Origin of the sequence: Exiguobacterium sp. LL15 (genome assembly GCF_024436095.1) — a bacterium.
In the GTDB taxonomy this organism is placed as follows: Bacteria; Bacillota; Bacilli; order Exiguobacteriales; family Exiguobacteriaceae; genus Exiguobacterium_A; species Exiguobacterium_A indicum.
The window spans coordinates 1,076,952-1,101,626 of sequence record NZ_JANFNX010000001.1 but is presented as its reverse complement, the minus strand read 5'-3'; the positions used below and the strand labels follow the sequence as shown (position 1 = coordinate 1,101,626).

Annotated in this window: 19 protein-coding genes and 1 tRNA gene; 3 read left to right on the top strand and 17 right to left on the bottom strand. The window is 43.6% G+C overall.

Annotated features, from left to right (window positions below; translation table 11 throughout):
* Positions 1–22: 22 nt before the first annotated feature.
* The 10 genes from adh to gltB all read right to left on the bottom strand — a co-directional run bounded on the left by adh (position 23) and on the right by gltB (position 15,001).
* Positions 23–1,543: an aldehyde dehydrogenase gene (gene adh, locus NOM72_RS05405; RefSeq protein WP_023468556.1), complete on the bottom strand. Its 1,521-nt coding sequence runs from the start codon at positions 1,541–1,543 to the stop codon at positions 23–25.
* Positions 1,544–1,738: 195 nt separating this feature from the next.
* Positions 1,739–2,263: a TraR/DksA C4-type zinc finger protein gene (locus NOM72_RS05400; RefSeq protein ID WP_023468557.1), complete on the bottom strand. Its 525-nt coding sequence runs from the start codon at positions 2,261–2,263 to the stop codon at positions 1,739–1,741.
* A 68-nt stretch (positions 2,264–2,331) separates the two neighbouring features.
* Positions 2,332–3,129, bottom strand: a complete 798-nt coding sequence (locus NOM72_RS05395; RefSeq protein WP_023468558.1) for a hypothetical protein — start codon at positions 3,127–3,129, stop codon at positions 2,332–2,334.
* Between the two features lie 238 nt (positions 3,130–3,367).
* Positions 3,368–4,510 carry a mannitol-1-phosphate 5-dehydrogenase gene (locus tag NOM72_RS05390; RefSeq protein WP_058713969.1) on the bottom strand — a complete coding sequence of 381 codons (1,143 nt, stop codon included), beginning with the start codon at positions 4,508–4,510 and terminating at the stop codon, positions 3,368–3,370.
* 2 nt (positions 4,511–4,512) lie between these two features.
* Positions 4,513–4,950, bottom strand: coding sequence for a PTS mannitol transporter subunit IIA (locus NOM72_RS05385; protein WP_023468560.1), 438 nt, complete (start codon positions 4,948–4,950; stop codon positions 4,513–4,515).
* A gap of 34 nt (positions 4,951–4,984) precedes the next feature.
* A complete protein-coding gene (locus tag NOM72_RS05380) occupies positions 4,985–6,415 on the bottom strand; it encodes a PTS mannitol transporter subunit IIBC (protein ID WP_023468561.1) in 1,431 nt (476 codons plus the stop codon).
* A 193-nt stretch (positions 6,416–6,608) separates the two neighbouring features.
* Positions 6,609–8,621: a BglG family transcription antiterminator gene (locus tag NOM72_RS05375; protein ID WP_023468562.1), complete on the bottom strand. Its 2,013-nt coding sequence runs from the start codon at positions 8,619–8,621 to the stop codon at positions 6,609–6,611.
* Positions 8,614–8,907 carry a PTS sugar transporter subunit IIB gene (locus NOM72_RS05370; RefSeq protein ID WP_023468563.1) on the bottom strand — a complete coding sequence of 98 codons (294 nt, stop codon included), beginning with the start codon at positions 8,905–8,907 and terminating at the stop codon, positions 8,614–8,616. The genes NOM72_RS05375 and NOM72_RS05370 overlap by 8 nt, the downstream gene beginning before the upstream one ends.
* A 158-nt stretch (positions 8,908–9,065) precedes the next feature.
* The gene (locus tag NOM72_RS05365; RefSeq protein ID WP_023468564.1) at positions 9,066–10,532 is read right to left on the bottom strand and encodes a glutamate synthase subunit beta; all 1,467 of its coding nucleotides are present in this window, start codon (positions 10,530–10,532) and stop codon (positions 9,066–9,068) included.
* Positions 10,529–15,001, bottom strand: coding sequence for a glutamate synthase large subunit (gltB, locus tag NOM72_RS05360; protein ID WP_255998031.1), 4,473 nt, complete (start codon positions 14,999–15,001; stop codon positions 10,529–10,531). Before gltB ends, NOM72_RS05365 begins: the two co-directional genes overlap by 4 nt.
* Before the next feature lie 294 nt (positions 15,002–15,295).
* On the opposite strand from gltB, the gene NOM72_RS05355 reads away from it, so the two are divergent.
* Together NOM72_RS05355 and NOM72_RS05350 are read left to right on the top strand one after the other, a co-directional pair.
* On the top strand, positions 15,296–16,138 hold the full coding sequence (locus tag NOM72_RS05355; protein ID WP_023468566.1) for a transporter substrate-binding domain-containing protein: 843 nt from the start codon (positions 15,296–15,298) through the stop codon (positions 16,136–16,138).
* Positions 16,139–16,140: 2 nt separating this feature from the next.
* Positions 16,141–16,818: an amino acid ABC transporter permease gene (locus NOM72_RS05350; protein ID WP_023468567.1), complete on the top strand. Its 678-nt coding sequence runs from the start codon at positions 16,141–16,143 to the stop codon at positions 16,816–16,818.
* Between the two features lie 82 nt (positions 16,819–16,900).
* On the opposite strand, the gene NOM72_RS05345 is transcribed toward NOM72_RS05350, so the two are convergent.
* Positions 16,901–18,742: a putative bifunctional diguanylate cyclase/phosphodiesterase gene (locus tag NOM72_RS05345; RefSeq protein WP_370688659.1), complete on the bottom strand. Its 1,842-nt coding sequence runs from the start codon at positions 18,740–18,742 to the stop codon at positions 16,901–16,903.
* A gap of 146 nt (positions 18,743–18,888) precedes the next feature.
* On the opposite strand from NOM72_RS05345, the gene NOM72_RS05340 reads away from it, so the two are divergent.
* A complete protein-coding gene (locus NOM72_RS05340; RefSeq protein ID WP_023468569.1) occupies positions 18,889–19,518 on the top strand; it encodes an FMN-dependent NADH-azoreductase in 630 nt (209 codons plus the stop codon).
* On the opposite strand, the gene NOM72_RS05335 is transcribed toward NOM72_RS05340, so the two are convergent.
* The 6 genes from NOM72_RS05335 to NOM72_RS05310 form a co-directional block, all read right to left on the bottom strand.
* Entirely contained in the window at positions 19,515–20,390 is an 876-nt protein-coding gene (locus NOM72_RS05335; RefSeq protein ID WP_023468570.1) for a helix-turn-helix domain-containing protein, read from the bottom strand. The two genes, NOM72_RS05340 and NOM72_RS05335, sit on opposite strands and share 4 nt — an antisense overlap.
* 22 nt (positions 20,391–20,412) lie before the next feature.
* Positions 20,413–21,279, bottom strand: coding sequence for a helix-turn-helix domain-containing protein (locus NOM72_RS05330; protein ID WP_023468571.1), 867 nt, complete (start codon positions 21,277–21,279; stop codon positions 20,413–20,415).
* A gap of 203 nt (positions 21,280–21,482) precedes the next feature.
* On the bottom strand, positions 21,483–22,358 hold the full coding sequence (locus NOM72_RS05325; RefSeq protein WP_158408700.1) for a helix-turn-helix domain-containing protein: 876 nt from the start codon (positions 22,356–22,358) through the stop codon (positions 21,483–21,485).
* A 12-nt stretch (positions 22,359–22,370) separates the two neighbouring features.
* The gene (locus NOM72_RS05320; RefSeq protein ID WP_255998026.1) at positions 22,371–23,261 is read right to left on the bottom strand and encodes a helix-turn-helix domain-containing protein; all 891 of its coding nucleotides are present in this window, start codon (positions 23,259–23,261) and stop codon (positions 22,371–22,373) included.
* Between the two features lie 7 nt (positions 23,262–23,268).
* Entirely contained in the window at positions 23,269–24,156 is an 888-nt protein-coding gene (locus NOM72_RS05315; RefSeq protein WP_023468574.1) for a helix-turn-helix domain-containing protein, read from the bottom strand.
* An 89-nt stretch (positions 24,157–24,245) separates the two neighbouring features.
* Positions 24,246–24,316 (bottom strand) — tRNA-Thr (locus tag NOM72_RS05310).
* Between the last annotated feature and the right edge of the window lie 359 nt (positions 24,317–24,675).

Genomic DNA, 24,675 nt, shown 5'->3' with positions numbered 1-24,675 from the left:
TTGCATCCACGTCCTTTCCGACTTAGAAGAAACCGAGTTTATTCGGGTTGTAGCTAACGAGTAGGTTTTTCGTCCGTTGGTAATGGTTGAGCATCATCTTATGGTTTTCACGTCCGATCCCTGACATTTTGTAACCACCAAACGCCGCGTGAGCTGGATATTGGTGATAACAGTTCGTCCAGACACGTCCTGCTTCGATTGCACGACCAAACCGGTAAGCACGGTTCATATCGCGTGTCCAGACGCCGGCACCAAGACCATATAACGTATCATTCGCAATTTCGAGTGCTTCTTCTTCCGTCTTGAATGTCGTGACCGATAGAACCGGTCCGAAAATTTCTTCTTGGAAGATTCGCATCTTGTTATGCCCTTTGAAGATCGTTGGTTGGATGTAATATCCTTCGGCAAGATCCCCTTCAAGCATGTTACGCTCTCCACCGATGAGACACTCTGCGCCTTCCGACTTACCGATTTCAAGATATGAAAGGATTTTCTCCATCTGTTCGTTCGAAGCTTGAGCCCCCATCATGACGTCCGAATCAAGAGGATTTCCGATCTTGATGGCTTTGACACGCTCAAGAACACGTTCCATGAACGGCTCGTAAATTGATTCTTGAATCAAGGCACGCGACGGACACGTACAGACTTCTCCTTGGTTCAACGCAAACATCAGTAATCCTTCGATTGCTTTATCGAAGAAAGCATCATCTGCCTGCATGATATCTTCGAAGAAGATGTTCGGTGATTTCCCACCGAGCTCGAGGGTGACCGGAATCAAGTTTTGCGATGCGTACTGCATGATCAAACGTCCTGTCGTTGTCTCACCCGTAAAGGCGATTTTGGCAATCCGTTTGCTCGACGCGAGCGGTTTCCCTGCTTCAAGACCAAAACCGTTGACGATGTTAAGAACACCCGGTGGGAGTAAATCCTCAATGAGCTCAACGAGTACCATGATGCTCGCTGGTGTTTGTTCTGCTGGTTTTAAGACGACACAGTTTCCTGCTGCGAGAGCCGGTGCCAGCTTCCAGACAGCCATCAGGAGAGGGAAGTTCCACGGAATGATTTGACCAACGACGCCAAGTGGCTCATGGAAGTGATACGCTACCGTGTCTTGATCGAGTTCGCCGACCGAACCTTCTTGGGCACGGATGACGCCGGCGAAATAACGGAAGTGATCGATTGCGAGCGGTAGATCGGCGTTGAGTGTCTCACGGACCGCTTTCCCGTTCTCAAGTGTCTCTGCATAAGCGAGCATCTCAAGGTTTTCTTCCATCCGATTCGCGATTTTATTTAAAATGTTTGAGCGTTCCGTTACAGACGTTTTTCCCCATGCTTCTTTTGCCGCGTGTGCTGCATCAAGAGCCAGTTCGATGTCTTCCTTACCGGAACGAGCGACTTGGCACAATACTTTACCAGTGACAGGTGTGACATTATCAAAATATTCTCCCCCGACAGGTGCCGTCCACTTTCCATTGATGTAATTTTCATACCGTTCCTTGTACTGTACTTTTGACCCTTGCTTGTTCGGAATGTCATAAATCATGCGTTATTTCCTCCCTCAACTTAAATGGTCAAGCAGTGAGACGGATGCTTGTATGCGCTTACATTTTAATATAGGCTAAAACAGCCCCCTCGATACCATCGTACCAAAATTATATGAAAAGTCAAAAAATTCCGGTAAATATCTGTGATTTTTTTCTAGAAAAAACATCTCCATTTTCGGGAGATGTTTTGCCGGTCAAGACCGTGTCGGGTCAATTCCGTCTTCTTGGTCAGACGGTGTATCGGAACTACCGAAATCACTTACTTTCGAGAATCCATCCGTATCACCGTCGATGTCTTTCCCGCGGGCTGTAACAGATGGATCCAGTACATCTTCTTCACTTGGTCGCGAATTCGGATCGTTCTCGTTTTGTTCTGCTTCTTCTTTTGCATGCTCGATACATAATAGCGTTTCCGGAATGATATCAAGACGCTCAATCTCAATCTCTTTTCCACAGACCTTACAAATGCCATACGTTCCGTCCTCGATCGCTTTTAGGGCACGATCCACATCAGAGAGCATATCCTCTTGCATGTCCGTGATCGCTTGATCGCGTTCCCGTAAGAATAATTCATCGCCGGAATCGGCAGGATGATTATCGTAACTCGACAATTCACCTTCATCGTAATCGGTATCGCGTTGTTCGATGTTTGATGTCGTCTTTTCTTTTTCCTTTAATAATCGTTGCTTGAATTCTTCCGTCTGTTGTTTAGATAACATGATTGTTCGACTCCCCTTCGTTAGAACCTCTGTTAAGAATGTAGCCTATTCGAAGAAGAGTTAAACCATCACGAACACTTATAAGAACGAATTGATCCATGAAGATCACAGATAACCGTCATGCATTCATTCCCATCGTTAAAACAAATCTGATGTGATCGTCCGTTCTTGGATGTCGTGATGTCATCGATCCACAGTTGCGAAGCATCTGCCGAAGACAGCATCGCGATTTTGTCACGAATCATGAATAAATCAAACGGTAACAGATTCAAGGATTGAATCGTTAACCCATGTTTACGGAAAAGTGGATCAAGCTGGTATTGCGAGAGACTATATAAAGACTTTTCCGTCCCACCAATCAGTAGTTGAATCGAATGTGACGGTTCATGACTGTCGATTCGTTCCTTATGCAGGATGATTCGTCCTCGAACACCAGACTCATTGAATATTCGTTGCGTATCCTCTTGTGACAGTCGTGGTCCACCTTCCTTGACCTTTAAGACGATGTGGGCGAATTCCGCAAAATCCGGTTTTCCGATTTCAAGCGCTGGGATATGACGGACTTCTTCTCGTTCAATGATTTCAATCAAGTCACGCTCTACTTTGACACTGACCGTATCTGTTGAAAAGACACGAACGTCGATCACAAATTGATCAAGTACTGCATTTACTTCGATCGTGTACGTCAAATCAAGGTTTTTTTCTTGTTCAACCAATAGTCGATTCAAGATGAGTTGATGCAATAAATGGACTGGTGTACGTGAAGAAAATTGACTCGAATAAATCAAATGTTTTGGTCCGGTTCCTTTTGTTGCTTTTGGTCGTGCTCCGTTTAATCTATATACGTTCACTTTATAATTCAACATATTATCACCTTCTCTTACCTGAAAAATCGGAATAGAGATGTTCCGTTCATATAGCGTACAATGTATTTTAATCGCTAAATATTCGTTTTCGAATATTCCAAATTGAATATACAAATTGTAATCAAATTGTGATAGAAGATTTGCAAAAACTGATTATTTCGATGACGATGCGCTACGTGTTATTAGATATACAAAACCACCCTTCACGTAACGTGAAAGGTGGTGCGCACACTTATTCTCAAGCAATCGAATTGACTTGTTGTTGCATCGCTTCATAATGTTCGATGATTCGAGATCCAAGTGGATCCGTTGCTGACAGTTTTAGATATGCGTTTAACGCATCTTCAATTCCATGTTTCGTGATATATGCATTTAATTCAGAAGATTCTGAATCATTTGGATCGAAATAGGTCAGTGCTGCTGCGATTCCGCGCGCTAATCCATCTGCTTCAATCCCGCGCTCCATCAATTCCTTCGCTGGTTTGACGAGTCGGTCAGTTGGACTCAGTTTACGAATCGGTGAACGAGCGACACGAATGATTTCATCATGAATTCGCGGGTTTTCAAAGCGTTTCATATTCTTTTGGATATACGCACTATGGTCGACGGGGTTAAAGCCGTACTTTTCAAGTAACAACCACCCTGTTTCGTAAAGTGCTGTCTGGACACCACGACGGATGCGTGGATCCGTTAGACTTTCAGCGATTGTCTCTTTATGAAAGAGTGCTCCGAGGTACGAAGCGATCGCATGTCCCGTATTAACGGTGAACAGTTTCCGCTCGATGAACGGTTCGATGTTTTCGACATAGGTAACACCTTTAATCCGTGGATAGGCTTCCGGTAGTCCAGTCGTCTCAATCACCCATTCGAAGAATTCTTCCACTTCGACGTACAACGGGTCTTCATGATGCTGAAGCGGCACGATCCGGTCAACCGCTGCATTCGGGAAATACCAGTTCTCCGCTACCGTCTGATGTTTCGCTACCTCCGCTTGCAAGTGTTTTGACCCACCGATCATATTCTCACACGCAATGACGTAGACAGGTGTCTGTTGATCACGTTGACGTAACCCTTCCGCGATCAAAGGAGCTACTTTCGACAACAAGCTCGGACCGACAGCTGTCGTAATCACATCTGCATCGCGAATCGCTGCAATGACCTGATCCGGTTCAGACAAACTGTTGAGCGCCGTCACGCCGTCGACCCGTTCACGTCCTCCTTGTTCAGAGGCATAACCGACCTCATAGGTATGTCGTGCTTTTAATGCATCGACGACCGTCGTATTGACATCTACGAAACAGACTTCGTAACCCGTCTTGACGAGTTGTAAGCCGATGAAACCACGTCCAATGTTACCGGCACCAAAATGAATGGCTTTCATGCTTACACCTCCGCTGTCAATAAGGCAATGATTTCTTCTTTTGATTTCGCTGCCACGATACGCTCGACGTTCTCCTCATCGGAGCAAATGACTGCGATATTCGATAACAACTCGAGGTGTTCGTCCCCAACACCAGCGATACCGATGACGAGTCGTGCTTGTTCCGTTCCGAACGCTACGCCTTGCGGTACTTGTAGAATCGATAGCCCCGTTTTCTTGACTTGTGATTTAGCCGACTCTGTTCCGTGGGGAATTGCGACATGGTTGCCGATATAAACCGTTGATAAAGCGTGACGCTCCTGCATTGAATCGATATAACCCGCTTCGACATATCCATGGTCGACGAGGAGTTGACCGGCAGCCGTAATGGCTGCCGTCTCGTCTGCGAATTGTTGATCCAGTAATACGAGTTCCGGTGAAAGGTTCATTGTCGTTGTCATGTTTATTCCTCCTTGAATATCTCTCTCTTTATTTTTAAGAAATCTTATTTCGTGCTGTTTCAATCTCATGAACGAGTTGGTCATAATAACCGGCATTCAAGAAATTATCGACTGATCGGTGTTCTGCCGTTGGAACCTGTTCCTTCGCTCGCTCCGTCAAATCACGATGCGTGATGATCAGTTCGGCGTTTTGCGGCAATTGACTGATTGACGTATTCGTTACCTTGATCGGTAAGCCCGCTTTGTTGATTTTATTGCGAAGGACGGATGCTCCCATCGCACTTGATCCCATACCAGCGTCACAAGCGAAAATGATATGTTCGACTTCCGCAAGTGGTTTAGCATCAGCTGAAACGAGTGTCGAGGCAATCGATTGTTTGCCTTTCATCGCACTGACGTTCGCGCTTGCTTCTTCAAGCGATGTCTCTTTTGCTTTGCTTGTTTTCAATAAGACAGTCGAGACAACGAATGTCACAGACGCTGAAACAAGGACACCGGCGATCAATCCGATGTAAGAGCCGCGGGATGCCATCGCAAGAACCGCAATGATACTACCTGGCGAAGCAGGTGCGACTAAACCGACATCAAATAGGACGAATGTGAGAATTCCACTCATACCACCTGCGATCATCGCAAGCAATAAGACCGGCTTCATCAAGACATACGGGAAGTAAATTTCGTGAATCCCACCGATGAACTGAATGAACGCGGCACCCGGTGCTGTTTTCTTTGCTGCACCAGAACCGAAGAACGAGTACGCGAGTAACAATCCGAGACCCGGACCCGGGTTAGCTTCGAGTAGGAACAGTACCGATTTTCCTGCTTCATTCACTTGATCGAGACCAAGTGGGCTTAAGATACCGTGGTTGATGGCGTTATTTAAGAACAAAATTTTCGCTGGTTCGATGAATAAACTAGCAAGCGGTAATAAGTGCGCACTGACGATTGCACCAACTGCTGCAGCCATGATGTCGTCAAGACCTGTCATGAGTGGTCCGAATAACTTGAACCCACCGAGCATCAACAAACCACCAATGATTCCGACCGAGAAATTGTTGACGAGCATCTCGAGACCCGGTTTGACTTTTCCTTCGATCAACTGATCGAACTTTTTGATGACGTATCCACCAAGTGGTCCCATGATCATGGCACCGAGGAACATCGGAATCTCTGTGCCGACGATGACCCCCATCGTCGCGAGCGTCCCGACGACACCCCCTCTGACGTCATGCATTAATTTCCCGCCTGTGTATCCGATCAGCAACGGTAAGAGATAGGTGATCGTCGGACCGACGAGTTCACCGAGTTCCTTATTTGGTGCCCATCCAGTTGGGATGAACAGTGCCGTGATGATCCCCCAGGCGATGAATGCACCGATGTTCGGCATGACCATACCGCTTAAAAAGCTTCCGAACCGTTGAACTTGTACACGGATGCCCCGTGCTCCATTTTGAGCTGTCGCCATTGTGTTAGCCTCCATTTCGTGTATGAGTTGATAAGATGATTGCTTTGCTATGACCTTATTGTAAGAGTACTGCAAGCGCTTACTCAATCTTTCCTAGTTCAGTCTTTGTCCAAGAAGTTGGACAGACTGGAAAGAAGCCTGCTTGACATAAAAAAATCCCTGTCACTTCAGGAATGGAGTGACAGGGATTTTTTCAAGTGTGACCGAGGAACTGATCAATGACCGTTCGAAACGTTCGATTCAATAGCAGACGAATCGTCTGTTCCTCCCCGAACTCGAATTGATCCATTTGTTCGGGACTCTCGATGATCGCAGCACTGATCGAACTGAGTAATTCAAGCAGTTCGTTCGAGGTCTCTTCCGGTGCGACCAAGACGAGGAGCCGTTCGACGGATTGTAACTGTTGATCCATTCCGAGCAAGTCGATCGGTTCAGGCAATTCAAAGATGAGGAATCCCCCTCGTTGAATCGTCGCATCGCGTCCGTGAAACAGCGCAAGCCGCGTTCCCGGAATACCAAGACCTGACATCTCATGACGACGTAGCAATTGTCCAGAGAGCGAAACAGCTGACTTCGCCAATCCTTGCTCGACCATGCGTGTACTGATCTCAAACAAGAGCGATTCAATCCCATCGCCCACCCGCTCTAACCGTTCCATTCGGAATCCGTCCGATACTTGAATGGACGACGCAACGAGCCGATGCAATTGCTCAAGTTCGAGCCATTCCGTTTTCGTCTTTCGCGGTGCCGGTTGAAAGGATTTAGGCAAGGCGAGAATTAATTTCCGAATCCGTTCGACCTCATCCTGAGGAAGCAATGGGTTGACGAGAAGATGTGGTGGACGAATGTCAGGCAATGGCACAGTCGACAATACAAAGTCGTACGAGTCGATTGGTAACCGTTCGATGCCAAACAGGGACGAGTTATCGATGTGCTCGAGTTCAGCGAATTCTTGCCGTAGCCGATTCATCAACAACTTCGAGGAACCGAGTCCAGCAGAGCAGACGACTAGAACACGATATGGGAGTTTTGGTGTCGGTTTGCTGAGAACGGCACCGAAATGCATGACCCAAAATGCTAAATCTACGTCTTCAAATGTCGCATCGGTGAAGATCGACAGTGCTGTTTGTTTGACCGCATCAAACAAGCGCGGATATTCCCGTTCGATTTGTTTGATGACATAGGACGGATTGACGCTATTTTGACGTGTGTACGATTGAATATGCGAGACGAGTCCGCGTTCTAGCGCGTGATCCTTCGTAAAGTTCGTTCCATATAATAAGGAGACATGCTCAATCAATCGTTTTACACGAAGGCGCGTGACGAGTTCCTCCGTATCTCCTGCGTCCGATTGAAAGAAAGCACGCAATTCTTCTGATAACCATTGGCGTTCAGCAATCGACAACGTGTCAGGTAAACGCTCTTCGACGCGTTCCACCCATTTGAGGATTTCGACCGGATACGCTTTTAACTCGTAACGCATCGGAAACTGATCTTTGCGTAACGCTTGTAACGCTAAGCTGAGTGTCGCACGCATGATTTGTCGGTCATTGAGACGCCCTTCTTTCGTCAATGGCGCTATGACCGCGTACGCTTGATTGATCATCTCAAGCCAGGATGTTCGATTCATGCGTAACAGATGAGGTAATTGCCCGGCGTCGCCTTGTAACAACCGATAGAAAGCGAGAACATCCCATTGCGTAAAGATCAATGAAATCAGTAAACGGCGTTTGTTGATTTCTTCGCCGATGACTTCGGCACCAATACCTTTTTTGCGCTTGATTTCAAGGTCATATTGTAGAAACCATTCATCAATCCGTTCTAAATCCTGGCTAACGGTGCTCGGAGCCACATACATCGCATGGGCGATTGCCTGTAATTTGACCATCCCTTCTTCTTGTAGTAGCCGATACGCTAACTCGACTTGGCGATCTTCAGCGTTCGGTAATTGTTTATGTGACAATAAGAGTTGGTCCCGTAATGCATGTTTGGCTTCGTCCGTTCCCTCAATTAAGAGACCTCTGCCGCGAACATAGGTCAAACGCAAATTATGATCTTCTAAAGACTGGGCAAGACGATCGCGTTCACGTTGAATCGTTCGTTCCGATGTCTCGAGCGTTTCCGCAATCTCTTGTATTTGAACAGGTTCCTCGCGTGATAAGAGGAAAAATAAGATATCATGTTCCCGTGGTGTAAATTCAGTCATGCAGCCTCACTCTTTTCTGCCAAGATTCGAGGATGACGTCATATGCAGTCGGATCAAGAATCCGATCGACTGGATGAACCGAACAATGTGTTTTCCATACGTGTCGATGGACGAGTTGCGTTTCTCCGACGATAAAAGCTGCTTGATCAGGTAGTTCTGCGATCCGACATGTCTTGACGTCTGTCGTAATACCACATTCAAGTAAGCGCTTTCTTAAAATCGTAGCCCCCATGATACTACTCGCCATTCCACTCTCGCATACGAAATAGATGATTTCTGAATTCATCTGTCATACCTCCTCTTCATTTTATAAGAATAGCAGAAATATTTTCGGTGTTTCACCTTGAAACAAAATCAATAGTTATTTTTGAACTGGCAGATTTCTTTGCCAAACACAAAAAAGCCTGGATTTCCGATGATGCCAGAAAATCCAGACGATGTGATTTAGCCTGTTTGTTGCATTGCTTTTAAATATTGTCCAACGGCTTCTGCTACTTCACGACCTTCGCGAATCGCCCAGACGATCAATGATTGACCACGTCTTGCGTCACCTGCGGCAAATACGCCTGGACGGTTCGTCGCGTAACGTGTCGTCTTGATTTTCCCACGTTCCGAGGCGACTGCTAAATGTTCGAGTACGTTCTCTTCGACACCACTGAATCCAATGGCAATCCAGACTTGATCGACTGGGAAGTAACGATCGCTCCCTTCGATCTCCTCAAAGATCACTGTACCCGATTCAGTTTTTGTTTTCGTCGTTTGAATCGTCCAGACACCGGTGACTTGACCCGATTCACTTGTTGTGAATCGCTTGATTGCGATCAAGTATTCACGAGGATCCCGACCGAATTGTTGCAACGCTTCTGCGTACCCATAATCGATGGAGTAGAGTGACGGTGTATCCGGCCACATGTTTCCTGTTGCACGCGTCGTACCCGGTTGTTCATGTTTACCGAATTGGACGACGGAGCGACAGCGTTGACGGAGTGCTGTTGCCACACAGTCCGCTCCGGTATCGCCTCCACCGATGACGAGAATATCTTTATCTTTCGCATCGTGATCAGCAGACAACGGTTCTTGCGAGAGCACGTGACGTGTCACCCCTGTCAAATAATCCATCGCATAACCAACCCCACGCGTTGGCGCATCCGTTAATTTGCGTGGTTCCGTCGCGCCGACACATAAGATAACGGCGTCATACTCCGCTTCAAGTGTCTCGAGAGTGATATCTGCACCGATCGTGACGTTCGTCCGGAAGTGGATCCCTTCTGCTTCAAGCAAATCAACACGGCGCTGTACGACCTCTTTATCAAGTTTCATGGCTGGTATACCGTACGTGAGTAATCCGCCAATCCGATCTTCCCGCTCGTAGACCGTCACTTGGTGACCGGCTTGATTCAGCTGATCGGCAGCCGCAAGACCGGCAGGACCAGATCCAACGATGGCAATCGAACGTGTCGATCGTATTGCTGGAATTCGGGGCACGACCCATCCTTTTTCGAAGCCAATGTCGATGATTGTCCGTTCGATATCTTTGATCGCGACCGCAGGTTCATGAATCGACAACGTACACGATCCTTCACATGGCGCTGGGCAGACACGACCCGTGAATTCCGGGAAATTGTTCGTCTCAAGAAGGCGATCGAGTGCCTCTTGAAAACGTCCTTCTTCTACGAGCAAGTTCCATTCTGGAATCAAGTTATAGACTGGACAACCAATCTTCACTTGATCAAATACTTCCCCTACATGGCAAAACGGGGTGCCACAATCCATACATCGACTTGCTTGTTGACTCGCTTCCGCTTCCGTCAAAGCCGTCTTATATTCCTTAAAATCACCCACCCGTTCGCTTGGATGTCGTTCCGTTCCACCCGAACGAGCAACTGTCATGAATTGATCGCGTCGTTTCATCGTACCCCTCCTGTTCTGCGCCCTAGATGTGTCTCAAATGCGAGCAACATCGCTTCTTCGGTGTTGTGTCCTTGTTTTGCGAAATCAGCCATCAACGTCGTCACTTTCTCATACGTCGAAGGAATGACGCGGATGAACGAATGAATGACATGATCCCAGTTCGCTAGAATCGCATCGCCCTGCTCACTACCGGTCCGTGCGACGTGACGTTCGATGAACGTCTTCAGTCGCGCAATCTCTTCGACATGCGTGACAGGTCCCGTCGAAACGAGTTCGCGGTTGACACGTTGTAAAAATTGTTCAGGATGACGCGGCAAGACATAAGCGACACCACCTGACATACCGGCAGCAAAGTTTTTTCCGACATCGCCAAGGACGACAACGGATCCACCGGTCATATACTCGAGTCCATGGTTACCGATTCCTTCGACGACAGCGACGGCTCCACTGTTTCGAACCGCAAATCGCTCACCTGCCTGACCGTTGACATAGAGTTCTCCACTCGTCGCCCCGTAAAGTGCGACGTTACCAATGATCGACTGATCGGACGAGACGAACGAAATCGAACGTGGAGGATGAACGGCGATGATACCTCCGGACAATCCTTTCCCGACGTAATCATTCGCTTCTCCCGTGACATCAAGCGTTACTCCGCGTGGTAAATACGCACCTAAACTTTGTCCGGCAGATCCATTCAGTTCGAGTTTCAATCGATCCGTTGGCAGACCAAGGGCCCCAAACCGTCTTGTTAGCATGGCACCGGTCTGCGTTCCGATCGCACGGTCTGTATTTTGAATCGTTAAACGTAGTGTCTGAGGCTGACTGAAATCTGCCGCCTCCAAATACGGCGAGATTTCACGCGCGTCAAAGGAACGCTCGACATGATGCTGTTGTTGTTCAGCCGGACCGTGTGTCACGTGAACGAGGAGACGCGAAAAATCAAGACTCTTCGCCTTCCAATGCGTCCGTTGTCGCTCCGATGGTTCGAGTAGGTCCGTCCGCCCTACGAGATCTTGTAGTCGGCTAACTCCGAGCTTCGCTAAATGTTCTCGTACTTCCTCTGCGATGAACGTCATGAAATGGACGACGTCATCGGCAGATCCCGTGAATTTCTTACGGAGCTCTGGATCTTGCGTCGCGACACCAACAGGACACGTATCGAGATGACAAGCACGCATCATGATACATCCGACGGCGATGAGCGGAGCTGTCGCAAACCCATACTCATTCGCTCCGAGCATCGCGGCGAGGATGACGTCGCGACCAGTCAATAGCTTTCCGTCGGTTTCAAGGACGACACGCTCGCGCAACCCGTTTAATGTCAACGTTTGGTGCGTCTCAGCAAGACCAAGCTCCCATGGCAGTCCGGCATGTTGAATACTCGTCTTCGGCGAGGCACCCGTGCCGCCGTCATGACCACTGATGACAATGACGTCCGCAAGCCCCTTCGCAACTCCAGCCGCGATCGTCCCAACGCCACCTTTTGCGACAAGTTTGACGCTAATCCGGGCTTGATCATTGGCACGTTTTAAGTCATGAATTAACTGGGCCAAATCTTCAATCGAATAGATATCATGGTGTGGTGGTGGGGAAATCAATCCAACACCCGGTGTCGATGCACGCACCCGTGCGATCCACGGATAGACTTTTTCACCAGGCAATTGACCACCTTCTCCGGGCTTCGCACCTTGTGCCACCTTGATTTGTAATTCGTCCGCGTGAACGAGGTAATGACTTGTCACCCCAAAACGACCAGAGGCGATCTGCTTGATTCGGCTCATCCGGAAGTCACCATTTTCATCCCGTTCGTATCGTTCCTCCTCTTCACCGCCTTCACCACTATTACTCTTTCCGCCTAAGCGGTTCATCGCGATCGCAAGCGTCTCGTGCGCTTCTTTTGATAACGAGCCGTATGACATCGCACCCGTCTTGAAGTATTTGACGATTTCGCTGACAGGCTCAACTTCTTCAATTGGGATCGCCTTCGTCTCCTTGAACGTCAACAGATGTCGTAGCACCGTTGCCGGCTCCTCCTGAATGCGTTGAGCGTACTTTTGATAAAGCCGGTAATCATTCGTACGGCATGCGTGTTGCAACAAATGAATCGTTGCTGGGTTAAAGGCATGATGTTCTCCTGCTTGACGGTACCGGAAGACACTACCGGACTCTAAATAAATCCGTTCATCTGCAACCTGTTGTGCTCGTCGGACTTCTTCTTCCATCAGTTCAAGCGTCATCCCGCTCAATTGAGAGACCGTACCAGTGAAATGCTGGTCGATGACGGAGCGATCGATTCCGACTGCTTCAAAGATTTGCGCACCACGGTAGCTGAAGACCGTCGAAATGCCCATCTTCGACATGACTTTGACGACGCCTTCCGTGACTGCTTTTTGGTAACGTTTGTCTACATCCGTAAAACGATCCCCTACCGCTTCTTCAAGCGTCGCATATGTCAGGTACGGATAAATCGCATCCGCACCATATCCGAGCAACGTCGCGACATGGTGGACTTCACGAATCTCTCCCCCTTCAACGATCAAGCTGAGATTTGTACGTAATCCCTTGCGGATCAGCGCATGATGAATCGCACTCGTCACTAAGAGGATTGGCATCGGCAATGTGCCGGGGCGTACGAGACGATCCGATAATGTCAATAATTCATACCCGTTTCGTGCAGCGGTCACAGCCTCATCAACGATCATGTCGAGCGCTTCTGCAAGCGAGTCGGTGAACGTCGTCGAAATCGTTTTTTGCTTAAGTCCACTTTGTTTAAGCGCATGGGCTTCGTCTGGTCGCAGAATCGGGGTCTCTAAGCGAACACGACGACAGTTCGCGCGGTTCGGCGTCAGCAGTTCCCCTTGTCGACCAAGCCATGTCAGCGTCGAGGTGACGATCTCTTCGCGTAACGCGTCAATTGGTGGATTCGTGACTTGTGCGAACAGTTGCTTGAAATATCGGAACAAGGATTGAGGGCGTTCACTTAAGACCGCTAGCGGTATATCCGTCCCCATCGCACCTAACGGATCCTTTTGTTCTTCGACGAGCGGGATCAAGTATTGATCGATATCTTCACGCGTATATCCGAAGTGTCGTTGTTTCGTTCCAAGTTCAACGAGTGTTTCCTTGAAGTCGTTACTTGAAAGGGAAACGACTTCTTGCGCGAGCCACTCCGCGTAGGGATGACGTGTCGCTAGCTCCCGTTTAATCTCTTCGTCTGCGATCAACTGACCGGACGCAAAGTCGAGTAAAAGCAGTTCACCCGGTGCTAATCGTTTTTTGTACAGGATGTCTTGTTCACGAAGAGGGAGTACTCCTGCTTCTGACGACAACATGAAGTGACCATCGCGTAACAATACATATCGCGCTGGACGTAAACCGTTTCGGTCAAGCGTCGCACCAATCTGTTTTCCGTTCGTAAAGACAATCGCAGACGGACCATCCCATGGCTCCATCATGCTACTGTGGTACTCATAATATGCGCGCTTAGCCGGTCTGATCTCAGCATGTTCGAATGGTTCCGGTACGAGCATCAGTGCTGTCTCAGCGAGCGAGAGTCCGGACAGATGAAGAAACTCAAACGCATTATCAAGCATCGACGAGTCACTACCTGTCTCATCTAGAATCGGTAACACTTCCTCTGCCCGATTACCATACGTCGTCTCGGCCAGTCGACGTTCTCGACCGCGCATCGCCCGAATATTTCCTTGCAACGTGTTGATTTCACCGTTGTGAATCAAATAACGGTTCGGGTGAGCACGTTTCCAACTTGGGAACGTATTCGTACTAAAACGCGAATGCACGATACCAAATCCTGATTGATAGCGCTCATCTCGTAAGTCATCGAAGTACGCGCGCAATTGATCCGTCGTCACGAGTCCTTTGTAAACGATCGTTTCACTCGAGCTACTCAAGACGTATTGTTCAAGACCGAGTTGTTCTGATTCACGTTCAAATGCGCGACGAATCAAAAAGAGTGTTCGTTCAAATGTCAATCCTTCCATCGCCTTTGCACCAATGAAACATTGACGAATGACTGGCTCCGTGCGGCGGGCACCCGACCCAAGCACTTCTGACTGAACAGGTACAGTACGCCATCCTAAGACGTCTTGTCCTTCTGTCAAGATGATGGATTCTAATGTTCGTTCGAGTCGCATCCGTTCCCGTTCCTCACGTGGTAAGAACATCATGAAAACGCCATAATCCCCTTTTTTAGGGAAGGAAATGTGGCGAACCGTTTCACGAAACAAACGATCTGGTAATTGCGTTAAAATACCCGCCCCGTCTCCCGTCTTCGCATCGCTTCCTTGTCCACCACGATGTTCCATTTGACAAAGCATGGCCAATGCATGTTCAACAATTTCATGACTCGCTCGTCCTGTTTGATGTGCGTAAACCCCGATCCCACACGCATCATGTTCCATACGAGGGTCGTATAATCCCTGCTGTTCAGGGTACTGATGAAATGTCATGGTAGCACTCTCCTTGCCTTCTTAATTTTCTGTATATTCAGTTAAATTATACTTTACACTCTTTTATGTTTATTCGCTACTATGCATAATCACCATTTTATTTAACCTTTGAAGATAGAAATACCATATATCAACATTGATAACGCTTACATAAATATGGATATTCATTCAATATTTTTTTTAGTTGAATTCTACACTTTGTGCGCGTATTACTTTGCCCGAACATAAGATTCCGTGGTATTTTTAACTATGAAAAGAGTTATTGATCATGGAAGTAGAGAGAGGAATAATACGATGAAAAAAACAATGCAATTTACGGGTCTCTTGATCGCAGGAAGCTCGATCTTATTAAGCGCATGTGGTCAGCAAGAGGAGAAGGCAACCGCATATGACAAGATTCAAAAAGATGGCACAATTGTTGTCGCGACGGCTGGTACACTTTTCCCGACATCTTACCATGAAGAGAAAAACAATAAGTTGACTGGATTTGATGTCGAAGTCGTCAAAGAAGTAGCAAAGCGTCTTGATTTGAAAGTGAAATTCAAAGAGATGTCATTCGACGGTATGTTGACAAGCGTCAATACAGGTCAAGTCGATCTTGCTGCTAACGACATTACGATTACCGATGATCGTAAAGAAAAATTCGCGTTCTCAAAACCATATAAATATACGTATGGTACGGCAATCGTCCGTAAAAGTGATTTATCAGGCATCAAGTCTCTTGAAGACTTGAAAGGGAAAAAAGCTGCCGGAGAAGCTACAACGACATATATGCAGATTGCTAAAAAATACGGTGCAAAAGAAGTCACGTACGATAACGCGACGAACGATCAGTATCTACGAGATGTCTCAAATGGTCGAACAGACGTCATCTTGAATGATTACTACTTGCAAACACTCGCTGTCGATTTCTTCAAGGACTTCGATATTACGATTCACCCTGATATCGCTTATAATCCAAGTCAGGTTGGTTTAATCATGGATTTAGATAACAAGGAACTTCAATCCAACATTAACGAACAACTCGATAAAATGAAGGAAGATGGCACATTAAAGGAAATTTCGAAGCAATTCTATGCTGGAAAAGATGTCTCTCAAATGCCTGACGTCAAAACGACGATCGTCGATGTGAATTAACGATGTCTTCGATTGATTGGCGGTCCGTCTTCAATCCGGAATTGGCGGTTGAATCGTTTCCTTATATTTTGAGTGGACTGGGACAGACGCTATGGATTTCCTTGCTCAGCATGGCCATTGGTCTTGGAATTGGTTTGCTCCTTGCCCTTTGTCGTCTGTCTAGGCTTCGACTTTTACGTATCGGAGCGAGCGCCTACATCTCGTTCATGCGAGGTGTTCCGATTCTCGTGTTGCTGTTCATGTTGTATTTCGGACTGCCGGTCATCAATATTCAACTGGACGCGTTAACAGCAGCAATTACCGGTTTTAGTTTGAATAGTGCTGCGTACATGGCAGAGATCATTCGTTCTTCCTTACTATCGATTGATCGTGGTCAGGAAGAAGCGGCAGCTTCGCTTGGTTTATCGCGATATCGAACGTTCGTTGGTATTATTTTGCCACAAGCGATCCGAATCGCCATCCCACCGCTTTCAAACGTCTTGCTTGATCTCGTCAAAGCCTCGTCGCTTGCTGCCATGATTACTGTCCCTGAAATATTTCAAAAGGCAAAAATCGTTGGTGGGCGTGAATTTGATTATATGACCGTTTACTTTGTCGTTGCGTTCATTTACTGGGGAATTTGTTCCTGTATCGCAGTCATCCAAGAGATTCTCGAGCGTCGTTTTGCACGGTATCTCTGATTCATTATTTCGCAAACTGTTATACAAACAGGCGATGGACCATGTCCATCGCCTGTTTGCTTTTTAAATTTTTACTGATTGGTTACCCTTCCCGATACATCGCTAAAAAATGTTCGAGTTGCCGCGGTTGTAGCGGTCGATGGAAGAGGTACCCTTGCAACGTATGACATCCTAACCGCTCGAGCAACGCTGCCTCTTCTTCTAGTTCGATTCCTTCTGCGACGATCGTCATATCTAATCGTTTCCCTAATTGAATGATTGTCTCGATCATCGCTCGTTTTTTTTCAGAATGAATCGCTTCTTGAACGATTTCTTTCGGAATCTTCAATTGATCGAATGGAAGTTCAACGAGAGGCTGCATAGAGGAAAAACCGGTTCCGAAATCATCGAGTGCAATTCGAATTCCGTATAAATGGAGCGCATTCAATGTCTCAATGATTTGTTCCGTTCCCTCGATGAAGATGTGTTCTGTCATCTCGATTTCAAGGAGTGATGGTGGAAAACCTGTTTGTTTTAAGGTCGTCAGTACTCGATCTGTAAAATCAGGTTGTCGCAATTCCCAAGGCGAAACATTCACTGAAATCGTTATAGGTTCCTTCCCTTCTTCCAACCATACTTTTCCTTGTAAGCAAGCTTGTCGCATGACCCAGCTTCCAAGCGTTTCAATGAAACGTGTCCGTTCCGCAAGTGGAATGAACTCATTTGGCGGAACGAGACCATACTCCGGGTGATTCCAACGAATTAATGCTTCCACTCCTGTGATTTGACGCGTTCGTGCATTGACTTGAGGTTGAAATAAAACGAAGAAATCACGATCCAACTCTGCATCGTACAAATCGCGTGTTAATTGAAGCGCTCGCTTTCGTTCATTTTGAGTCGCTAAATCTGTAATCGCATACGTATTTTTTCGATTTGCCTTTGCTGTAAATAATGCAATCTCTGCATCGTTAATGACATGGTCTGTTGTTTCATCGTTCATGTATGAAACACCGATACTTGCAGTTACATTAATCTGCTTAAAATCGATTTGTACACGTTCTGCTACACTCGACAAAATATCATCACAGAGCACGCGTGCATCGTAATGGTGTGGTGCATGCAATAAAAAAGCACTTCCACTTGCTTTCGCAATTGTACAGTCCGGAAAGTGATTCATCAATCGCCGGCCAATGATGTGTAACGAGCGGTCTCCAGTTCGGTATCCGAATGCATCGTTGACTGTTTTGAAATCGTCCAGATCAACGAGACAAATCATATCACCTTCTCGTTTCTTCTTATCTACTTCAATCACAAATGAAGATCGGTTTGATAAACCTGTCACAGGATCCGTGAATGCTTGTTCTTGTAAACGGGCTAGGTAGTCAATATTACGTTCAAGACGGGTGACGTATTGATTATGAATCAATAAACTAATGATCGTCGCAATCAAGATAAGTCCAATGCGCGCGATGTGATCGGATGCAAACATCGTGGCATTTTCAAAAGATGGAGTATGATACCAAATATAGAGAAGAGAAATCGTCGTAATGCTCGTTGCATACAGCAACATTGTCCGATTAATGACGACTAATGACGCTAAAATGAAAAGAAGTGCACATGCCCAAACCGTTTGGACACCACGATCGATGAACGGATAATAAATGTATGGAATCAACAAAAAAACACTCGACATTATATGTGGCTTTAGCCGATCTGACAGTGTACTTTTACCAATGAAGTATTGTGCTATTCCAGCACTCGCAATGACGAGAGCGCGAATCCAATCCTCCCCATTTAAACCAGAACGACTAAACAGGTTAGCAACGATATATAAAATGGCACCACAACTCGTCAATACAAAAATGATCATCCCGAACAACTGATAATTTGCCCGGATTTCTCGATGATATTGCAAACTATTGGAAGAACGTCGCTGTGTGTTCACCGCCATCCCCTCTTTCTAGTTCCTGTCGGTTATTTTCCTTATCAGAACCAAAACAAAACCTGAATTTTCTAAAAATAATAAAATAATGGGAAGTCATGATTTTGATTAGAATGGGAATAGATAGGTATAGAAAGGAGCGATTAACTATGTCTCATCTACTGTTTATTGAAGCCAACGATAGCACACATCAAAAAAAAGGCATTAGTTCTGAATTGAACGATGCTTTCCTAAATGCGTATCGTGAGCATCATCCTGGCGATACAATCACGGTTTTGAATTTATTCGAGGAACGTCTCCCCTTCTTTGATTTAAAGCTTGCGAATGCGGCAGGTCGACTATTTAAAGGAGAGGAATTAACGGGAGATGATGCGATCCACGCACAACGGCTTCAAGAATATTTAAACGGATTCTTAGATGCCGATAAGGTCGTCTTTTCATTTCCGATGTGGAACTTAACAGTTCCTGCACCGCTTCACAACTATATGGATTATCTCGCACAGGCTGGTCAAACGTTTCGTTACACAGCTGAAGGTTCGATCGGACTGGTTGAAAACAAACAAGTGTTGTTGATTCATTCACGCGGTGGCGATTACTCGACAAAAGAGAAAGCACCAAGTGAACACGCTGTTCGCTACATGTTAGACTTATTAGCATTTTTCGGAATTGATGATGTATCGACAGTCATTTTAGAAGGGCATCAACAATACCCCGATCGTGCATCTGAATTGATTGAACAGGCACTTCTTGCATGTAAAAAGACAGGTGAACGATTCTAAATACGAAATAAAACAAATGAACTATTTTTTTCAAGTAAGATTTTTTCATGAACAGGTAGATTAAAGGTACGGAATAATGAGTACGCCATTGTAAAGTCTTTTTGGATGTCAGAGGGGTTACGATTCAAAATTTTTTTGAAGTAACCTCTTTGATAATATAGTTGACCTAAAAGTTGACCATCTTCAATTTGCAAGCTCTCTTGAATGCCTTGTTCAGTAATCTCTAATCCAAGTTGATTTCGATTTTGTTCAGATAGTTGTTTTGCATAGTTATAAAGAATCTTAATACGAACTTTTTTCAGTTCAGTTGTGTCATAGTTAAACCGAAGCAATTCTTGAAAGCTATTTTCTGCTGAATCAAAATCCTCATGCTCAATAAAAGAAATCGCGATTGCCATATGAATTCTTAAATAAAGCGTTGGAGATTTGAATTGTAATGACGTATGCATCAATAATTGTTTAAATTCACCAATGGTTTCAAGATAAGTTCTAAAATTTCGTTTTTCATGAATGATAATTTCATAATACATTGCTAAAAATTTTATCTCATCGTAGTCTATTTTGTTTTTTATATCATCAATAATCATGCGGGCTTCTTCAAATTGATGACTTTGTAACAACCTCAATAATTGTTGATCATAAGATGTAAACATATCACTCCGAAGATGATCTTCAAACAACATGGAGAGCGGTACCTTAAGACGTTTTGCAACTTGTTGTAACCAATCAATTGTTGGTGAATTTTTACCATTTTCTACTTTACTAATTTCGGCTTGACTACATATTCCCTTACATAATTCAGCTTGAGTCATATTTTTCTCTTTTCGAATCCGTTTAATTTCATATCCTATTGATGAAGATAAATGACTCATACGATCTCCTCCTTCATCTATTTTAAAGTTCAAAGTATAAAAAATCACGTTTACCATTTAATACTAGTTCAGCGTGATTTCTATTGTCTAACGCGTGAAATATGGTATACGCGTGAGTAAATGCTTCTTGAATGTCCTTACGTGGATAATCTAACTTTTCATAAAAACAACCTCGTTGATAAAAAAAATGACCTAACAATGACGTATCTTTTCTTTCTAAAGATGATTGAATGCCTTTTTCCGTTATCTTCAGTCCCATTTCAAAATCTGATTGAAAGTACAGTTGCTGCGCATAGTTATACATAATTTTAGATTTTAGTTTTATCAAATCATATGTCATATAATCATACTCTAATAATTCTTCATATATTTTTCGCGCATATTGATATTGGTGATTTAAATAATAATAGTTTGCGACAGACATTTTAATTCTTAAGAAAATAGATGGGTATTCGATTTCCATTTGTTCTTGATCTGATAAGTAAAGTAATTGAGAAATACAAGTACGGTAGTCAATATCTTTTTTACCCTCACGAGCTACCCACTCAAAATAACGAATTAATAATTGAACAGAAGAAGGTAAATCATTTGGTGTTTGTTTAATGAAATCAAGCATGTCATCATAACGATGTCGTCTAGAAAAGTCAGACAATTGTCTATCAAATTGATGAAATAGACTGGTCTCATTCGCATCAATGAAGAGATGAGCCGTTGAAGTATGGAGCTTTTGGGATAACCGTTGAACAATATCTATCGTCGGCATGATTTTTCCATTTTCGATTTTACTCAATTCCGCTTGGCTACATACATCTCTTGCTAATTCTGTTTGCGTTAAATTTCTTTCGACACGTAGTTGTTTAATATGTTGACCAAATGCTTCGATTTCCAAAATTTCTGCTCCTTTCTTGTAGTTTCATTTTCACTTAACAGCGTGTTTATTATTTGATTAAGTATACGGAGAAATCAGTTTATGATTCCGAAAAGTTTTTCTTAACAGATAAAGAAGATAGCGAATTTTATGCACTCTAAAAAACAAGATATAGTATAAGATTTCGCATTGGGACAAGCGCCTATATAGGATTACTTTTAAGTCTACTCAAAAGTAAATAATAAGTGTTCCTCTTTTAGATCAACAACTTTTTGTTTAGTCGATTTAAGCTCTAATGCATGCAACAATGTATACGCAACTGTATATGTTTTTTGAAATGAATCTATTCCTACCGCTTCTTGATAGTTACCTAATTGAAAATACAAATGCCCTAAAAGAAAAGTTTGCTGATGAAGTAAACATAATTCAATTCCTTTTTGAATATATATTTTTGATTCTTCAAACAGATCTTGATACAAAAGGATTTGGGCATGATTAAAATAAATTTTGATTAAAGAGGTGACATATAATGAGCTATTAAGACTCTCTAACAAAATTTCGATATCCAAATAAGAATTCGTCGTTAAATGGAATAGCTTATGTTCAGCATATAAATTGGCAATCGCGGTTTTGATTCGAATGAACAAAGTGATTGATTCGTTTTGAACATCCCGTTCAATTAGAAGGTTATTTAATAGGAAAGTCGCGGTCCTAAAATCATACTGATCCTGTTTCAAGTCGACGATGATTCGAAAATATGCATTTAATATGACTAACTCAATATTTTCATTATTATTGTGCTTAGAAATGTATCTCTTGATTTGCTCATACTTTTCATCTCGAAGTAGCGCTGAAACAGTCTGATCAAAGCGTTCCATTTCTTCGTTTTCTTGAAGTTCTTCGAATAAAAGTGCAATTGGAACTTTTAATCGAGTGGCAATTTGCTTCATTAAATCTACAGTGGGTGAATTCAAACCATTTTCAATTTTACTAATCTCAGCTTGGCTACAAATACCATTACACAGTTCGTTTTGTGTCATCTGCTTTTCAATACGCAACTGTTTTATTTTTGTACCAATCGATGAAGTTAGTGAATTCATCTTCATCATTTTTCACTCACTTTCATCTATTGGGAATAGCAATAGTTCTGCTAAATGCACTTCAAGAATTTTTTGGTAAGCATGATTATTTGTTGCAATAAAAAAGGAATAGGCAATGGTATATGCCTCTCTAATATCATTATTTGCAGCATGTAATGATTCTAAAAAGAAACCTTTTTGATAATAAAAGTGACCAAGATATGTTAAATCTTGTAGTCTTTTTGTCTCTTCAATTACTTGTTCAACTTCTTGCAATCCTTCTTCAAATCGCTTTAGTCTATACAAATTTCTTAAATAATTGTACATGATTTTCATTTTAATTTTTTTATATTCACAGGTCTGATATGGCATTTTTAATAAATCTTCATAAATTTGGTGAGAATGCGCATATTCCTTATTATTCGTATAGAGAACAGCAATTGCCATTTGAATTCGAATATAAAGAAGAGACGACTGTTCCATGATTTTCTTTTGCGCAACTAATTGAAGTAAGGATGTAATGCATGAACGAAAATCAATATTTCCTCTTTCATATTCAAGCAGGACTTGATAATAATGAATAAAAATTCTAATTTCAAATATGGTTGTAGAGTTAGAATATTGAACTAACTCTGCTGACATTTCCCCATACGTTTTTTCTCTAAAATGCCGTAACATTTTTTGGTCAATTTCGTTCAACTTTTGCGAGACCTGTTCATCCGCAAAAAATAAAGAAATGGGTATTCGTAGTTTTCTAGAAACTTGTTGTAATAAATCAATTGTTGGAATGTTTCTTCCATTCTCGATTTTACTAATCTCAGCTTGACTACAAATATCCTCACACAGTTCCTTTTGAGTCATCCGTTTTTCTAATCGTAACATCTTAATTTTTTTACCAATCGATGAAGTTGGTAAATCTATCATTTTTTGTTCACTCACTTTCATTAATCGGAAATAAGAGGTGATCAGAAAAATAGGTTTCAAGGATTTTTAGATAAGAGTGATTCTGAGTAGCAATGAAAAAAGAATAAGCGGTCGTATACGCTTCTTTTGTTTCTGATTCAGATGCTTTTAACGCCTCTAATAAGATTCCTTTTTGAAAATAAAACTGTCCGAGATACGTTAAATCCTGCAATTGTTTTGTCTCTTCGATGACCTTCTCAACTTCCTGCAACCCTTCTTCGAATCGTTCAAACTCTACTAAATTACGTATGAAATTATACATGATCTTCATTCGAATTTTTTTATATTCTCTTGTTTGATAAGGTAAGTCTAATAGTTCTTTATAGATTTGATGGGCACGACTATATTCTTCGTGGTTCGTATACAGAACAGCAATTACCATCTGAATTCGTGTATAAAGAAGAAATGATTTGTCTTTGATCTGTTCCTGTCTGACAACTTGTAATAAAGAGGCGATACATGTCCGAAAATCAATATTTCCTCTTTCATAGTCTAGTAATTCTTGATGGTAGCGAATTAAAATTTGAGTTTCAACCGCATTATTGACGTTCTCATATTTTGCTAAGTCTTTTGCCATATCTGAGTACGTTTTTTCACGCAAATGCCGAATCATTCGTTGGTCTATTTCATTTAATTTTTGTGAGACGATTTCATCTTCAAAAAACAATGAAATCGGGATGCGTAGTCTTCGACAAATCTGCTGTAACAAATCAATCGTTGGGGAATTTCGACCATTTTCGATTTTACTGATTTCAGCCTGACTACAAATTCCTTCACAAAGTGCTTTTTGTGTCATTCCTTGTTTTTTTCGTTCTTGTTTGATTTTATCACCAACAGAATGAATGACTGGATGCATAGAGGTCACTCCTCAAATCAAAAATATCGAACTCATGAAAAAAGTCTTCCGTTTCAAGTATATATCACTTGAGACGGAAGACGTGTCTATGCTTCCGGCGAGAATCGAACTCGCACTGCAGCATTACCATTGCTGAGGTCTGCCATTAACCTACGGAAGCTTGTAAAACCTAATTCTAGTATAACTTATAGAAAAAGACAAAACAAGAAGTCGATGCTTTTCAGCTCAACTTCTTGTCACTCATTTACAGTGTAGTTTTCGTTAGCGAGTTATCATAGACGACTAAAACTGAATAATGTTCATCCGCTTTAGACGCAACGAATGTTGAAAATTTTAATGTAATGATGGCGTTTGATCCGACCCCATTATTTTCAAAAAATTCATTAAGTCTTTCCTCTAATTCCTCAGGCGATCGCCCGACGACTACTTTAGAATGCAACATGATCATCACTCCGTTTCATTATGGTAGGTTCGAGTTTAGTAATTGCCTGATCGTATAAATGTTAAACCTTTATTTTT